Genomic DNA, 16396 nt, shown 5'->3' on the forward strand with positions numbered 1-16396 from the left:
TTATGATCAGGATTTCCCTCTGAAAACTCAATACAACCACCAATCAACCAAAAAACTTAAGTGCTTATAACCCTAACGATCTAATGGGAACTAGGGTTATAGTGATATTCATCCTAGGGATTGTGGTTGGGATATCAATTCTCGCCTTTCTTTGATCAAATTTTTTAAGTGAAGAAACCTTCATAAATTTTTGATATGAGGTGGCAAGAAACTCTTAGGAGAGAAGGCTTCTTAGACCTTGGGGAGTTTATTATTGAGCTAGTCTACATAGATTGCCCCTGTGAGCCAATACCTCCAACTTTGGCAATTTATGATAAGAAGGATGATGAATGGTATAGAGTGGAAGAAGCTCCTAACGTGCAGAATTATAGAGAAGCTGTAGAATGGGCCATAGAAGTTTTAGAAAGGATAAGAGATGGAGAAAATGTCAGGCTAGTAGGATTAGACGGCCCAGCCCCACCTAAGGTCATGAAGAGACTAAGCTTAGCACTCCAGAAATTGACAGAATAGTTTTAATAAAATCTTTATTATTTGTTAATGCTGGGGTCGAAATGGAGTACGTTATAGAAACCAAAGATCTAACAAAGTTTTTCGGGAAAAGGAACATAGTGTATCATCTTAATCTTAAAGTCCCTAAAGGAGTTGTCTATGGCTTTTTAGGGCCAAATGGCGCGGGAAAAACTACTACAATTAAAATGCTCACTGGAGCTTTGAGACCCACTTATGGAGAGACTAAAATCTTTGGACTTGATATGCCCCAAAAGAGAGTTGAGATAATGAAAAAAGTCGGCTATATGCCCGAAGTTCCAATAGCTTACGAAGACATGACTATTTTCGAGTTTCTAATTTATATGGGCAGGCTTTCGGGTCTAAAAAAAGAAGAAGCCCGAGAACAGGCAAAAATGCTTATGAAGTACGTTGGAGTTGGAAGGGTAGCATTGAATAAGATAAAGGAGCTCTCTTCAGGTCAAAAGCAGAGAGTATCCTTTGCATCCGCTTTAATTGGCAATCCAGAACTTTTGATTCTCGATGAACCCACAGCAAACCTTGACCCCCTGGGAAGAATAGAGTTCATTGGAAAGATCATCTCCCTAGCAAAGGAGGGAAAAACTATTTTTGTTAGCTCTCACATAGTGAGTGAAGTCGAGAAGATGTGCAACTATGTGGGGTTAATAAATCAAGGGAGATTAATAGCCCAAGGGAAAATAAGCGAACTTACAAGGATTGAAGAAGACGAGTACGACATTTCCACATCTGACAATAAGGCGGCAATTGAGTATTTAAAGGAAAAGCCATATGTTAGAGAGGTTTGGGAAGAAGAACACATAATTAGGGTCAGGGTTGACCCAAGGTTTCTCGACGAATTCTTCTTACAATTTCCAAGGTATCTCACTTCCCAGGGGATAAGGTTAAAGTTATTTAAACCCCACACAAGTCCCCTCGAGAGGATCCTTATGGAGAAGTTCAGCATAGGTGAAGAAAGTGATTAGCGTTTTATATCAAACTGAAGTTTATAGACTTTTAAAGTCAAGAAGACTCAAGGTGATGCTTATCTTAATGTTTCTACCTGTAATAGTTTACTTCTTTACCCATGAGGAGATCACTGAGTATAGTGCAAAAGCCCTTGAGATATCTTTCCAGATAAATCTTTCCCAATTTTTAATAAACTTCTGGGCAAGTGTTATTGGTCAGCTTGTCGTTATCATTCTTATGAGCGATCTACTTGCGAGCGAGATTGACAAAGGAACAATAAGGATTCTCCTCACAAAACCGATAAGGAAAAGCGAGATAGTATTCGGCAAGTTCTTTTCAGGAATCACTGCAATCCTCATTATTTTCGGAATTCCCTACTTCGTAATGCAGATGTATATGATTCTTCTCTACAAATCAGGTTTTGAAGGGTTTAAGGCTACTTTTGATGATTTTCTCTTTGCTTTGGGTGTTACTACCTTAATCCTGGGAAGCCTTGGAGCAGTTTCAATGCTCCTCTCAGTAGTCCTCTCAAGGCCCCTCTATGCATCTCTTGCAAGCTTCGGAATAGTTTTCACAGCCCAGTTCATTCTGCCCCAATTACCTTTCTTTGACAATCCAGAGCGCTTTAACCTGAGTTACCAAATAGGAGTATTATTAAAAGGTAAATTTACTCTCCACACAGGATTAGATGCATACAAAGGAGATCCAAGCATGAGCGCCCTGTTTTTCATCAGCATTATTTTGGTTAGTCTCATCTTTACCCTTTTGGGATTGTACAAAAAAGAGTTCGAGGGATGAGAGATGAAGAAGATGTTGCCATTTTTAATTCTTCTTTTTTCGGCAGGAAACATTCTCGCAATGTCGATAGAATTGGGAATTGATGAAGTTTTAATTGTTGACAATACAGTTGTTAGCTTTGATGTAGCTCAGAATGACCCAAGCTTAGTTTTTCTCTTCCTTGAAGGGGAAAATAAAAGCATATTTAAGGGACTTCATTTCGGCGAAAGTGTAGCTTTTAATGGTGTAAACTACACTATAGGAAGTTTAGATTTAAACAAACTCACATTGAAGATACACTTAAGTGGGAACTACTCTACTACTAGAGTCATGAAAAAGAGAGACTTCCAAGTTGAAGTTTTGGAGGCGTTTGATGCCTACGTGAAAGTGAGAATAAAGAATATTGGTTATTATGAAGTCAATGACACTCTTATTGTCCTTGCCCAGGGAGTGGAGGTGTATAACTCTCCCATTACCCTTAAACCTGGAGAAAGCTTAATTGTGAAGATCTCCCCATCATATAATCAGCTAACGTTTATGCTGAAGGAAGCAAAGATGTCTAAAGCAGTAGCGATAACTTCTCTTAAAGATCTAGTGACAATTGAGCGCATCTGGAGAGATGAAAAGCTCCACGTTCTTTTGAAGAATCATGGGGATCCTGTCAACGTAACTATTAAACTTCTAGTTAATGGCCTGACAATAGAAAAGAGAGAGATTTCCCTTGACTCAAGAAAGGAAAAAGAGGTAGCGTTTGAAGTTACTCCTTCCCAGGGTGCGATTCTAGTAGAGTATGGAGGAGCAATAAAACAAGAAACATTCTACTTCGAAATGCCGAGAATAACTCTTGTAAAAGTTGAAAAAGAAGTAGATAAGCTAAAGATATGGCTAAGAAATGATGGAAAAACAACTTTTTCAGGAAGAGTATCCGTGTACCAAAGCTCCATAATTGTAGGAGAACCATATTTTGTTAATGTAACAATAAAGCCAGGAGAAGAAGCCTATGTAGAATTTAAAGTGCCAGAAGAAGCTCAGATCTTAACTATTGGAGTGACATCAGACTCTTACTCTGTTACTTTTCCCATTTCACTCAAGGGAGGCGAGATAAGTGCAAAAGCCATTAACTCATATGGAAAGGGAGTGCTTGGAGGAAGCGTGAGTTATGTGATAACTCTTACAGGGAATGGAAAAGTTAGGTTTGGAGTTGAAGGACTACCAGAATCTATAAAGGCCCACTTCTATTATGGAGAGACCCAGGTAAAGGAACTTGAAGTTGTCCAAAATGCCCAAGTTGTTCTTGTTTTAAGGCTTCCACACTTACCCCAGGGCTTTAGGATTGATGAACCAATCGGCTTTAATGTAACAGTTAACGAAATCAAAATTCCACTAGAGTTAGAAGTTGGGGGAATTGGAATACTTCCAGTCTACGGAGATAATTGGCTAGCAAAGGTAAACTACACAAGTGACTATCATCATGTAGGCTTGCCATATAGGGTGGTTGGAAAAGAGATAACGTCACCCTTCCTTTTTGAACCTTGGGATGGGGAGAAAATAGCAATTATTTATGGTAGATACATACGCCAAGGGGAAGATCTAAGACTTCACCTCCTAGATTTCTCGGGGAACATCATAGCTTCCTCAACCCAGGAAAAAGGAAAAAGTGATTACTTAATTTTCAATGAGAGCAAATTTATGATAATGATTGAGGGAGATAATTACTTTGAGGGCATTCTCCTTGTGTCCGATTACCTTAACGAGCCGAGAAACATTACTCTTAACATTAAGAGGAGAGATTTTGGAGAAGGCCTCAGAACGGTTATAATAAATGCAACATCTCTCAGGGGAAAGAAGTTAAGGTTCTCTCTTTCCTCAGATAGAGAGGTTGAACTGAGGGTATATTATTTTACCCTAAACAGTGAAAAGAAAAACTTTGATCCCCTCTCAACAAACTTTAAGGGAATATTCAGAGGAAGAGGAAAAATTATTACGGGGGAAGTTGGAGTAAGGAGCTATGAGGACTTCATAGCTATGGCGATTATTGGAGAAGGAAACGTTACCATTAGTTTTGAAGAGGTGGAAAGAGTTGCAGAGGTGAGTGAAGTGACGTCAAAGGCATACTTTATTCTCGGAACGCTACTGGCACTTCTCCTTATGGTCGTGTATTTAGAGAAGAAAATTGGATAGTAATACTTATAAGCAACTAGCAACGCTACCTTGGTAAGGGACATAATGGAAAAGTTTGATGTAATAATTATTGGAGCTGGTCCAGCAGGACTTTTTGCAGCTTACGAGCTTGTTGAAAGAAGCAACATGAAAGTTCTAATAATCGACGAGGGTGGAGACGTAGATCAGAGAGTTTGTCCGATGGATCAGCTGGGCTACTGTATTGGATGTAAGCCCTGTCATATAATGAGCGGTGTAGGTGGGGCTGGAGGATTAAGCGATGGAACGGTAAATCTAAGGCCTGACATTGGAGGCGATCTCACAGAGTTGACTAACGACGAAAACTATTCTTGGCAACTTGTTTGGGAGGTTGATCAAATACTATTAAAGCATGGAGCCCCAAGAAACCTCTACAAAGGTGATCCTGATCAGATAAGGTACTGGGAGAGAAAAGCTGCACAAGCAGGTGTTAAATTTATCCCGATAATTCAAAGGCATATTGGTAGTGACAACACTCCTAGGGTTATTAAGAGCATAAAGCAATACCTAGAGAGCAAGGGAGTAAAGTTCCTTCTCTGGACTAAGGCTTTAGAATTCAATAAGGGATGGGTCAAGGTAAGAAGAGGAAAAGATGTATTTACAATAGAGGGGAAGTACATTATAGTCGCCCCAGGAAGAGGGGGGGCTGAATGGTTCCACGAAATCGCTCAAAAAATAGGGTTAAAAGCTAGGCACGGTCCAATAGATGTTGGTGTCAGAGTTGAAGTTCCAGCAATAATAATGGAGCCAATAACAAGCATTAATCACGATCCCAAGTTTCACATATACACCGATACCTACGATGACTTCGTGAGAACGTTCTGTACAAATCCATATGGCTTCGTTGTTGAAGAGAGGTATGACGGTTACGTGGGAGTTAACGGGCATTCAATGAGGAACAAAAAGAGTAACAACACAAACTTTGCTTTTCTAACTAGAATAGAGCTAACGGAGCCTGTAGAGGATACAACGGCATATGGAAGGAGCATAGCACAGCTTGCAACGACAATAGGAGGAGGAAGGCCAATACTTCAAAGGCTTGGAGATTTGAGAAGAGGGAGAAGAAGCACTTGGTCAAGAATAAGGAAGAGCAACGTTGAGCCAACACTAAAACACGTAACTCCTGGAGATATCGCAATGGCCCTACCCCACAGAGTTGTTACAAACATTATTGAAGGGCTAGAAAAGCTCGATAAGGTAATCCCAGGAGTTGCAAGTGATCATACACTCCTCTATGCACCAGAGATAAAGTACTATGCTATGAAAGTTGAAGTCAACGAACTTCTAGAGACTAGTATAGAGAACGTATTTGCGGCTGGAGATGGAGCAGGGCTAAGTAGGGATATCGTAAATGCTGCAGCTACGGGAATAATGGCAGCAAGGGGAATACTAGTAAAGGAAGGCCTATACAACTTAAAAGACTTTAAAAAGCCTGGAAACTGGAAGGAAAAGATAGAATCATTAGAACCAGAAGAGTAGCTACTTCGAAAACGCCAGCTTTAGAAGGAATGGAGTAACTAAAGTCGTAACAACAACCATGACGACAGGAATTGAAAATACATCTCTCGTAAATACCCCCTCCCTTAATCCAATATTTGCCATAATTAAGGCAACTTCCATCCTTGGTATCATACCAACCCCAACTTGAAGTGCTTCCTTCGGCTTGAACTTTACGAGAAGAGCTCCAAGCGAACACCCCACAACCTTGCCCACTATACCAACAACAGCATATACAATTGCAAAAAGACTAGCATGGAGCAAAACATGAAGATCACTCTCTATTCCAATGCTCACAAGGAAGATGAGAATAAAAAGAGAATATCCAATTGTCATTATTTTGTTTGTTATTTCTCTTGCCTCCTCAGTCATTGCAACAAGTATTCCTGCCAAATAAGAGCCTGTAATCCCGGCCAATTGAAACTTTTCAGCTATGTATGCGAAGAGTAGCATTATAGAAATTGCAAAAGCCGTTACAGTTTCAGGAAGTGTTATCCTTTCTGATAACTTGAGCATTTCTTTAACAGCTGGATTACCTAAGAGTAGGCCAAGGGTAAAGAACACTACTACTTCAAGAAAGATTATTCCTAAATCAAACAAATTGACGCTACCCCTCGTACTTATTGCAACTAAAATAGTGAGAACAATTATGCCAAGCACATCATCTATCACAGCAGCTGCTAAGATAGTTGTCCCAACCTTCGTTCTTAGCTTCTTCATCTCCATTAATATGCTCGTTGTAAGGCCAACGCTTGTAGCTGTAAGCACTCCTCCAAGAAAAAGAGCCTGCATGTTTGGATATCCAAAGGCAAGTGCAGAAGCATATCCCAGAACAAAAGGTACAAAGACTCCCAGAATGGCAACTATAAAGGCCGGAAAACCTACCTTCTTGAATTCCTCGACATCAGTCTCAAGTCCAGCCAAAAAGAGAAGGATTACAACCCCAAGCTCAGCAAGCAACCTAACCTCTTCACTGTAAGGAACTATGTTGAGGAGAGAGGGACCTATTATAATCCCCCCTATGAGCTGTCCTAAGGCAGCTGGAAATCCAAATCTCACCGAAATATAGCCGAAGATTTTAGCCATTATTAATATCAGAGCTAATTCTAAAAATACATCCATGTTATCATCCCCTTGCTATACAGTAAAGAATAAGTCCTGAAAATTTAAAGGTTACCTTAGGATTAATAAAATCTCTCACCTAACGTGAGCTGGGTGAAGAAAGTGCCTGCTAAATGTAAATTTTGTGATAGGCCTGCCTTTATCAAGCTCCACTATCCCAAAATGTATCTGTGCGAGGAGCATTTTAAAGAATACTTTGAGAGAAAAGTAGCAAGAACTATTGAAAAGTATAAGCTAGCAAGTAAAGACGAGAGAATACTCGTTGCAGTTAGTGGAGGAAAAGATTCCGCCGTAACAGCTTATGTGTTGAAAAAGCTAGGATATAAAATAGAATGTTTACACCTTAACCTGGGAATAGGAGAATATTCAGAAAAAAGTGAAATTTACGCCAAAAAACAGTGCGAGTTCATTGGAGCACCCCTAAACATAATAAGAGTTAAGGAGTTGCTCGGCTATGGGATAGGAGAAGTGAGAACTTCCAGGCCAACCTGCTCCTACTGTGGGCTAACCAAGAGATACATTATGAACAAGTTTGCATATGACAATGGTTTTGATGCAGTGGCAACGGGTCACAATTTGGATGACGAAGCAAGCTTTCTCATGAACAACTTACTCCACTGGAATACAGAGTACCTGGCTAAGGGAGGTCCTCTGCTCCCAGGGGAAGGAAAGTTCGTAAAGAAGATCAAACCTCTCTACGAATTAACTGAGAGGGAAGTTGTTGCCTATGCCATTGCCGTTGGATTGGAGTACATAGTAGAGGAGTGTCCTTATGCAAGAGGTGCGACAACTCTTGACATGAAGGAAGTTCTCAATGAATTGGAGGAAAAAAGGCCTGGAACAAAGTTCAACTTCGTGAGAGGATTCCTAAGAAAGAAAAAACTTTTCGAGCCAGAAGTGAAGGGGAAAGACCTCAAAGAGTGCAAGATATGTGGAATGCCCGCAAGTGGAGAGATTTGTTCATTTTGTAAGTTTTGGAAACTTGGTAAACCATTGACGTTTAAAATAAAATAGAAGGGCCGATGAGGGAGTCTTTCGGGCCCTGATTGGTGATGAGGGCCTCCCTATCCCGAGGCTTCCTCAAATTTTAGCTTAAACCTTATTTTATCCTCCAACCTTATTGGAACTATGTAGCTGACACCCTGCTGGATTAGATCCCAGCCACTTTCACTTTGACTGAGAGTCTTTACTGGATACTTCCAGACTTCCATTTCGTCTTCAAACTTCAGTGCAAACTTCCCAACTGCATACTTGTCATCAACGACAATTTCTTTCCCCCTTAGAACTCCTGGGCTCTCCATTATGCTCTGAACTGCAACGTTAAGTTCCACTGCGAACAATACAGGATTTCCTGTCTTGTTGTTCACTATATACTCCACCTCAAATCCATCATTCACTAACTTCACTGTTTTTTCAACTTCTATTCCCAAGTGTTCCCTCTTCAGCCTTATTCCTCCATCTAGTAGTTCATATGAGTATGGAACCCTAGGAAACTCTCCGATCTCCTGTTGTCTTGAGAACATGAAGTCTTCCAGAGTTGTTCCCAGGGGGACTACGTGATCTTGAAGCATGAACCTTCTGTACTTGTCGTAAGCAACTTCTTTTCTTATTTCATCTGGTATCTTTTTCTCGAGCTCATGAATGCTGGCTACTCCATCAAATTGACTTTCCACATAGCCATGATAGTGTTCCCACCTTCTTGCCAGAACATCTACATAATTCACGAGTCTATTCTTTGATGAAAACTCCACCAAGGAACCACCGTAAGAGGGTTTAAACACTGCATAAAAGTTGTCATTCTCTATGAGAACTTCCTCAAAGCCATCGTAGTCGATATCCCTTATGACCTTTCCAAGGCTTACATAGCTGTTGGCCTTGATTAAATTGTTCCAGATGGCCCTCCTAAGATGGGGTAAATATACTCCACCGAAGAGGCCGTGCCAATAAGCATCGTTACATTGTGCTCTCAGCAGATACTTCCTGGCCTCAGGATTGTTTCTCACTAACTTACTTACCATTAGCATTCTCTTGTGCATGTAGTTGCTCTCTGGGTATTTATAGAAGAAATTCTTCCAAATTCCTCCCCTAACAAATACCCTGTACTTTTCAAATATACCTTTAACTTTAAGCTCATTGACGAACTCCACAAAGAGCCTTGCCTGCTTTGCTGGCAATGACCATTCGCTCATCTCAAAATATGAAGCTATTGGAAGATAAACAAGACCTCTAGGCTTATATTTTTCTAAGTATTCAGTGTAAAGCATTAAGTTTATCTTTTCATCACTTGAAATTCTATCAAAGAATTCTCTTAACCATCCCTTTTCATACACCCACTCATAAGTTCCAGGCCAGATTCCAAACTTCTCACCATCGTCATGAAATACTGCAACTTTGCTCTCATCACCATCTATGAGAGAATGCAGGTATTCTAAGACCTTATCAACGGGTCTAAAGGGAATCAAATATCTCAACTTCTCATCTATCGGGAAAACAGCTATAACTTCCCCACCATCTTCCGTATAATATGGCCAGTACAGCTCCTCTTTACTTAATCCCGCACTCATGAAGTGGTAATCGTCAACTATTACATAATCTATTCCGCTCTCCTTAAGGGTCTTTACGAGCTCTGGTTGCCATACTCTTTCAGTTAGCCAAACTCCCCTAGCATCAAATCCAATACTCTTAGCCCACTCTTTCATTAACCTTATCTGCTCTATTCTATCTTCCTTTGGGATTGATGCTAGCACAGGCTCGTAGAACCCAGCAACGACTATCTCCACCTGTCCTCTTTTCACTAGACTTCTAAGCAAGTCTATGTATTCGGGTCTATTATCTTGGAGCCACTCAATGAGGGGGCCACTTGTATGAATGGCAACCTTCATGTTTGGATATTCCTCCAGAGTCTCCAGAAACGGCCAGTAACACTTTTCATAAGCCTCCTCAAACACCCATCCAAAGTTGCCCAGGGGCTGATGGTTGTGAATTCCAAATATGAAGTTAATTTTATCTCCCACTTCCGTCCACCCATTAATCACTAAGAGTGATACTTCCTTATATATTTAATGGCTCAAAAATAACTAAGGCTTTTTATATAGGAAAATCCAAATCTCATTACAGGGTGTTAGCATGGACAAGAAAATAACAGCTGTAGCAATAATTTTTATAGTCCTTCTAGTGCTTGCCATGAGAACGGCAAAAATGCCTCCTGCAACCATTAATGAAAAAGAATCAAGTGAGATATTCTATAAGGAAAACAGGACAGTTACAATAGTTGAAAAAGACGGTTGGGGGTTATTTACGCTAAAAGTGGAAAAAATTGTCTCAGATTTCAACTTCGAAATAGAATTTCCAGAGGGCACAAATTATCTCATAAAGGTAAATGGAAAGGATTACAAGGGTACTTCAAAATTTGAAACAAAGTTATCAGAGGATGCTGAAATTATAGTTCAGTTCCAACTGCCCCAGGAAGTAGTGGAGAAAATATACAGAGAGAAAAGCACCGAGTATTATATAAAAATAAAGATGAACAAGCTCCCATTCTGGAGATCAGAATATGAAATATTTCTGATTCCAAAAGAAGGAGAGTAGAAAGCTATAGAGAGCCCTTAACTTTTTCTATTGCCTCTTTTGCTTTTTCTATGTCTCTTATCTTACCTTGAGCTAGTTCTTTTCTTCCTCCGCCTCCTCCACCAGCTACTGAAGTTATTAGCTTTGCAAACTCCCCTGCAGTATATGGGAGTTTATCTCCAACGGCCACAACAAAGTGACCCTCCTTATTCACAAGGACAACAACCCTGTTCTCTTTCCTCAGCTTATTTGCTGCCTCACGCAGATCATCCATAGAACCTTCAACAATTTCCCCAATGAACTCAATTTCCCCTACTTTCTCCACTTTACTTTCGAGCTCGTAAACTAAAAGCTTTGCCAGCTCCTTTCTTAGCTTTTCTACTTCTTTTCTAGCCTCTTTCCATTCATTGAAGAATCTTTCTGCAGTTTCAGGCAACTTTTCTGGAGGAACTCTCAATATTTGGCTTGTTCTCTTTATTATTTCTCTTTCTTTCTGCCACTCTCTTACAGCAGCCTCTCCACATGCGAAGATTATCCTCTCAACTCCATCCTGGATTCTCTCAGTTCTCAGTATCTTTATTGGGCCTATAAGTCCAGTTGATGGAAGGTGAGTCCCACCACAAGCTTGAACATCCCAGTCTTCAATGTTGAGAATTCTAATTATTCTTCCTGGGACAACTCCACCTTGATAAAGACGGAATCCGTATTTTTGCTCCGCTTCAGTTCTTGGCAACCATTCCCATCTAACTCTTCTGTTCTCCATTACAACCCTATTGGCTAGTCTTTCTATCTCTTTAATCTCTTCATCACTTATACGCTTGTAGTGGGTTATGTCAAGCCTAGCCCAGTCCGTGCTCAACTGGCTACCTGCTTGCCACACGTGCTTTCCTAGAACCCTAACCAAAGCTCCCATAAGAACGTGGGTTCCAGTGTGGTGTCTCATGTGCTGAATTCTTCTCTCCCAGTCAATCCTTCCATGAACTATAGTACCTTCCTTAAACAGTTCTGGCCTCTCAACTTTGTGAAGGATGACTTTTCCAACCTTTTGAACGTTAGTTACCTTGACTTCCTCTCCATCAACAACTAAAATACCAGTATCATATGGCTGTCCACCGCCTTCGGGATAGAATGCGGTTTGATCTAAAACCACCCAGTCCTCTATTACCTTGAGAACCTTTGCATCAAACTCCTTCATGAAGGGATCTTCATAGTAGAGTGTCCTTGTGTCGGGCAAGTCCTTAACAAGCTCAAAGTCCACAACTTCCTCTTCCTTCTCTTCAACTTGCTTTTCTGCCTCTTTGGCAACTAAGCTGTAGAAGTTATCTGGAATGTGGACTTTAACTCCTTCCTTCTCGGCAATTTCCTTAACGATCTCTGGCGTTAGGCCATGGCTTTCATAGAAGGTTATTAGTTTCTCCAAAGGTATCTCGTTGGCCCCCTTCTTTTTTAACTTTGCAATTTCCCTCTTAACTAAATCGCTACCTCTCCTAAGGGTTTCAGCATACTTCTTCTCCTCTAACTCTATCATTTCAAGAATTATGTCCTCCATTTCCTTGAACTCTGGGAAGGTTGGAGAAAGCTCTTTTATGTGCATTGCAACAATTTCTGCAAGGGGAACTTCAAGACCAAGCTCGCGAAGGTGTCTTATACTCTTCCTAATGAGCAACCTCGCAAGATATCCAGCTTTTACATTGGAGGGAACTACACCATCTGCAAGCATGAAGGTTAATGCCTTTGTGTGATCCGCTATTGCATAAATGAGCTCATAAGGCCTAATTAGTCTTTCAAGCTCCTCAACGCTAATTCCAACCCTCTTTGCCACTTGCTCTCTGAGATATCTCAAATCACCCATGTCCTCTATGTCAAACATTCCAGCCAAGCGTGAGTTTTCCATGAGAATTCTTTCGTCTATTTTCTCAACTCCAGCCATTCTCTTTAAGGGTTCAATTACATAGCCGAGAACGGCATCGTAGGCTGTAGGTGTGCCTTGACTCATCCACACGAGTCTTTCCAATCCATAGCCAGTGTCAACGACCTTTGTCTCCATTGGAACGTATTTTTCGCCCTTAATTATCACCACTTGAGAAGGATCAGCATTTGCTGGAGCCTTCTTATACTGCATGAAAACTAAGGTTGCAACTTCAAGCCCCTTGTAGAGAACTTCAAATGCAGGCCCGGCATTACCTCCTCCTGCCCAAGGATTCTCCTTGAATGTTATGTCCTCTGGTTTCATCTTAAGCTCCTTTGTGAAGAACTCAAAGGCCAACTCTACGGTTTCATCAATCCAGTAAATGTGCTTTCCTGGGTAGTTAAAGGCATGATGAGCCATCATCTCGAATATCGTGAAGTGTCTTCCCGTTATTCCCACGTTATCTATATCGGTAAACCTTATTGAAGGCTGACTTATTGTGAGTGGATTTGCTGGGGGATCAGCTTCACCACTTATCACCCAGGGCTGGAAATCCATTATCGATGCTCCTACCAAAAGCACATCATCCCTCCACCTGGGTAGCACTGGATAGCGCTTTACCCTTCCGTGGGGGTATACCTCATGCTTCTCAAAGAAGCTAAGAAACTTCTCACGCATCTCGTCCAAAGTGTACTTCTTTGGAATTCCTGGCTTCCCGATGAATTGATATTCATCACATGGAGGATCGCCACAAGTCTCTCTATCTGGATCTAATGTCCAAAATGGCTTTCCACAGACCTTACAAGTTTTCCTAATCCATCCTTCTTCTTCAAACATTCTTGTCTTCATGACAAATTCCATTTCTCATCCCTAGAAATCAAAAGGCCAGAAAGTTTAAATGTTTTCTCAATCTTCCTCGAATTCATCTTCATTTATTATTATGAAGGGTATCTTCATTTTCCTCAAGAGGTCTATTAACTGATTGTACCTTTTCTCCAACTTCTCAAGCTTGTACCTAAGGTTTCTATTTTCTATGGCTAAACTAGTTACCTCCTCGCTTTTTATTCTAAGCTGGGCCTTCAGCTCAAATATCTGTTCTTCCAACTCCACTATTGACCTTTCAAGCCTTTCAATCTCCTCGAGGTATTTCTTACAAATTCTCTTCCTTATCACAGCATCAGCCCCGCGAACAGGTCATCATTAAATCAGTGGGCTCCAGATTCATCATTCAACTTTACTATTTTCCCATTTGGAATATATATTTTTTCATGTCTTCATATAGACAACTTTCAAGAGTGGAGGAGTTATTAAAGTGGTTACAAAAACCATCACAACTATCACCGTCAAGCTAGCCAGATCCATAACTCCAGCAGAAATTGCAATGCTCAACATTGCCAGCTCAACACCCATCCTGGGTATCATCCCAACTCCAATTTTAAGAGAGGATCTCCAGTTGAATCCACTTAGTTTAGCTCCAATGCCACACCCCACTATCTTGCTAACTATGGCCATTAAAGTGTAGAGAATGGCAAAACTGCTAACGTGGAGGAGATGATGAGCCTTCATCTTCATCCCAACTTCCACGAAGAAAACAGGTATGAAGAGAGAATAACCCAAAATGTTGACATGATCTAGTATCACCTTTTTCTGGGACGTCTGGCCTATGGCCAAACCCACTAGATAAGCTCCCAAGATTGAAGCCAAGTTTAAGTGCTCCGCAAGATAGGAAAATAAAACCAGAAAAACAATTGCAAAAGCAGTCTCAACCTCTGGAAGATCAATAATCCTCAATCGCCTAAAGAAGGTTTCGGCAAGCCTGGGGCCAAAGTAAAGGAAGAAGAAAATGAGGGCAGATACGGACACTAGAACTTCCATCACCTTAAGGTACTCGATTGAGACTCTTCTAGCTATTGATATTGCAAATGTAAGAACTATTATTCCCAGGATATCATCCACAACAGCAGCCGCTAAGATTGTTGTTCCCTCTATGGTGTTGAGCTTTCTCATCTCCATGAGAACCTTTACCGTTATGCTCACGCTTGTGGGAGTCATCAATGCCCCGTAGATTATTGCCCTCTCAAAAGATGTAAATGGGAGGGCAACGAGAAAGCCAAAGAGAAATGCCACAACAACTCCAAAAACTGCTACAATAACACTCCTCTTTCCTACTTTTTTGAATTCTTCAAGTTCACTCTCCAATCCAGCAATAAAAAGAAGGAGAAGAACACCCAGGTTAGCAAATTCCGAGATTACTGGGTTTGTTTCAATAAATAAGCCAAGTAAAAGACCTCCAAATATTTGACCTAAAACTGCAGGCTGGCCTAACCTTTCAAAGATGTAACCCATTATTTTAGCTACCGCAAGCATGAGTGAAAGCAATAATAGTACTTCCAAGCACACTCGCCTAGGTTAAGTTCTATCTTTCCAGGTTTAAGCTTTTACCTCAGATTTAAAAACACAAACGTAAAATAAAGTTCATGGAAGAGATGGAAACTGAAGAGATAGAAGCACCAAAGAAGAAAGTTCCTTTAGCTATGGTAACAATTAGACCAGCAAAGCTATTTGACATTCCATACATTATGAGAATAGAGCAGATGTCGTTTAAAGAGGCTTACCCCCGCGGTCTATTTTTAACGTTTTTAGAAGCTAACCCCGATACTTTTTTGGTTGCCGAGTATAATGGAAAAATTGTGGGGTATGTAATGGGTTACCTAAGGCCAGACATGGAAGGGCACATCATGAGCATCGCAGTTCACCCAGATTATAGGGGAAATGGAATAGGGAAAGCCCTAATGATTGCTGTTATAAAAAAGTTGTTCGAGAAGGGAGCAAGGTGGATCGGGTTGGAGGTCAGGGTAAGCAACTACAGAGCCATAAATCTCTACAAAAAGCTTGGGTTTAAGATTGTTAAGAGAATAATAAGTTATTACTCGGATGGAGAGGATGCTTACTATATGATTCTAAGGCCAGAAGACTTTGAAAGGGTGATTCTTTCATGAAAACAGTTATAGAGTTCTACCTTAGTGGGGACAGAGTGTATAGTGAGAGGGAGAAGGCGATAAACCAGCTTCACATAAATAGGGGATACGGGGAACTAAAGGGAAAAAGATTGTTCCTCTCCCTAATAGAGGCCGCATATTTATTGGAAAAGGGGTGGATAAAGGTTTTAGATGGAGAAAGAGAACTCTCCTTTTATGACGTAGTCTCCCTGGGAAAAAAGAAAGATGAGGATTTTGATGTAAAGTATTTGGTTTATAAGGATCTTCGAGATCGAGGCTACATAGTAAAATCCGCCCTAAAATTTGGTTCTCATTATAGGGTTTACAGAAAAGGGGCAGAGCACTCTGATTGGCTCGTTTGGGTTGTGAGAGAAAGCCAAAAGCTTTCTCCAAACGATATTACAGCTAGAGCAAGGGTAGCTCATGGTGTGAGAAAAACAATGGTTCTAGCCGTTGTCGATGAAGATGGAGATGTGGTCTATTACAAAGTGGAGTGGACTAAGTTCTAGCTTGCTCTTCTACGTATTTCTAATCCCAATACGACTACGTTCTACTTAAACCTTCTAAAGCAACTTCACCAGTTCAAGTTCTAATGCCCTTTTCACACGATTACGTTCTACTGAAACAGAAGTTAAGGTATTTGAGAACAAGAAGTCCGACGATGTTTAGGGAGTTGCTGTATGCTTTCCACACGATTACGTTCTACTGAAACTTTGGCTTTTTTTCTTTAGATTCTCTAGTGGAGTAATTTCTGACCTCCTATTTAAGACTTTCTCTGAAAACCCGTAACACTGCACTCCATTTATAAACCCAACACAAAAATAGAAAAGGAATGAAAAAAGGTTAACACGTC

14 protein-coding genes are annotated in these 16396 nt (G+C 40.7%); 9 read left to right on the top strand and 5 right to left on the bottom strand.

Annotation, left to right across the window (positions count from 1 at the left end; genetic code table 11):
• Nucleotides 1-195 precede the first annotated feature (195 nt).
• Genes PWP39_RS07445 through PWP39_RS07465 form a run of 5 tightly spaced genes read left to right on the top strand, consistent with a single transcriptional unit; the run spans nt 196 to nt 5928 of the window.
• Complete coding sequence (locus PWP39_RS07445) at nt 196-510, top strand: hypothetical protein (protein ID WP_288073390.1); 315 nt, start codon at nt 196-198, stop codon at nt 508-510.
• 41 nt (nt 511-551) lie between these two features.
• Nucleotides 552-1490 carry an ABC transporter ATP-binding protein gene (locus tag PWP39_RS07450; protein ID WP_288073391.1) on the top strand — a complete coding sequence of 313 codons (939 nt, stop codon included), beginning with the start codon at nt 552-554 and terminating at the stop codon, nt 1488-1490.
• A complete protein-coding gene (locus PWP39_RS07455) occupies nt 1483-2271 on the top strand; it encodes an ABC transporter permease (protein ID WP_288073392.1) in 789 nt (262 codons plus the stop codon). The genes PWP39_RS07450 and PWP39_RS07455 overlap by 8 nt, the downstream gene beginning before the upstream one ends.
• 3 nt (nt 2272-2274) lie before the next feature.
• Entirely contained in the window at nt 2275-4431 is a 2157-nt protein-coding gene (locus PWP39_RS07460; protein WP_288073393.1) for a hypothetical protein, read from the top strand.
• A 45-nt stretch (nt 4432-4476) separates the two neighbouring features.
• On the top strand, nt 4477-5928 hold the full coding sequence (locus tag PWP39_RS07465; RefSeq protein WP_011011390.1) for an NAD(P)/FAD-dependent oxidoreductase: 1452 nt from the start codon (nt 4477-4479) through the stop codon (nt 5926-5928).
• Here PWP39_RS07465 and PWP39_RS07470 read toward each other — a convergent pair whose 3' ends face one another.
• Nucleotides 5929-7068: a cation:proton antiporter gene (locus PWP39_RS07470; RefSeq protein WP_288073394.1), complete on the bottom strand. Its 1140-nt coding sequence runs from the start codon at nt 7066-7068 to the stop codon at nt 5929-5931.
• Nucleotides 7069-7170: 102 nt separating this feature from the next.
• Between PWP39_RS07470 and ttuA the strand changes: the two genes are divergently transcribed.
• Entirely contained in the window at nt 7171-8082 is a 912-nt protein-coding gene (gene ttuA / locus PWP39_RS07475) for a tRNA-5-methyluridine(54) 2-sulfurtransferase (RefSeq protein WP_014835100.1), read from the top strand.
• 50 nt (nt 8083-8132) lie between these two features.
• Here the strand turns inward: ttuA and amyA are convergent, their stop codons facing one another.
• On the bottom strand, nt 8133-10082 hold the full coding sequence (amyA, locus tag PWP39_RS07480; RefSeq protein WP_014835099.1) for an alpha-amylase AmyA: 1950 nt from the start codon (nt 10080-10082) through the stop codon (nt 8133-8135).
• Between the two features lie 112 nt (nt 10083-10194).
• Here amyA and PWP39_RS07485 point away from each other — a divergent pair, with 112 nt between their 5' ends.
• Complete coding sequence (locus PWP39_RS07485) at nt 10195-10656, top strand: hypothetical protein (RefSeq protein ID WP_011011386.1); 462 nt, start codon at nt 10195-10197, stop codon at nt 10654-10656.
• A gap of 4 nt (nt 10657-10660) precedes the next feature.
• Here the strand turns inward: PWP39_RS07485 and alaS are convergent, their stop codons facing one another.
• The 3 genes from alaS to PWP39_RS07500 form a co-directional block, all read right to left on the bottom strand.
• Nucleotides 10661-13405 (bottom strand): alanine--tRNA ligase, encoded by a 2745-nt coding sequence (alaS, locus tag PWP39_RS07490; RefSeq protein WP_014835098.1) that lies wholly within the window; start codon nt 13403-13405, stop codon nt 10661-10663.
• Between the two features lie 45 nt (nt 13406-13450).
• A complete protein-coding gene (locus PWP39_RS07495; protein WP_011011384.1) occupies nt 13451-13717 on the bottom strand; it encodes a hypothetical protein in 267 nt (88 codons plus the stop codon).
• Between the two features lie 93 nt (nt 13718-13810).
• Entirely contained in the window at nt 13811-14938 is a 1128-nt protein-coding gene (locus PWP39_RS07500; protein ID WP_014835097.1) for a cation:proton antiporter, read from the bottom strand.
• Nucleotides 14939-15030: 92 nt separating this feature from the next.
• Here PWP39_RS07500 and rimI point away from each other — a divergent pair, with 92 nt between their 5' ends.
• Complete coding sequence (rimI, locus tag PWP39_RS07505) at nt 15031-15543, top strand: ribosomal protein S18-alanine N-acetyltransferase (protein ID WP_011011382.1); 513 nt, start codon at nt 15031-15033, stop codon at nt 15541-15543.
• Nucleotides 15540-16052, top strand: coding sequence for a tRNA-intron lyase (gene endA / locus PWP39_RS07510; RefSeq protein WP_011011381.1), 513 nt, complete (start codon nt 15540-15542; stop codon nt 16050-16052). The genes rimI and endA overlap by 4 nt, the downstream gene beginning before the upstream one ends.
• The last annotated feature ends 344 nt before the right edge of the window (nt 16053-16396 follow it).

The sequence above is a fragment of the Pyrococcus sp. genome (assembly GCF_030153625.1).
GTDB lineage: Archaea > Methanobacteriota_B > Thermococci > Thermococcales > Thermococcaceae > Pyrococcus > Pyrococcus furiosus.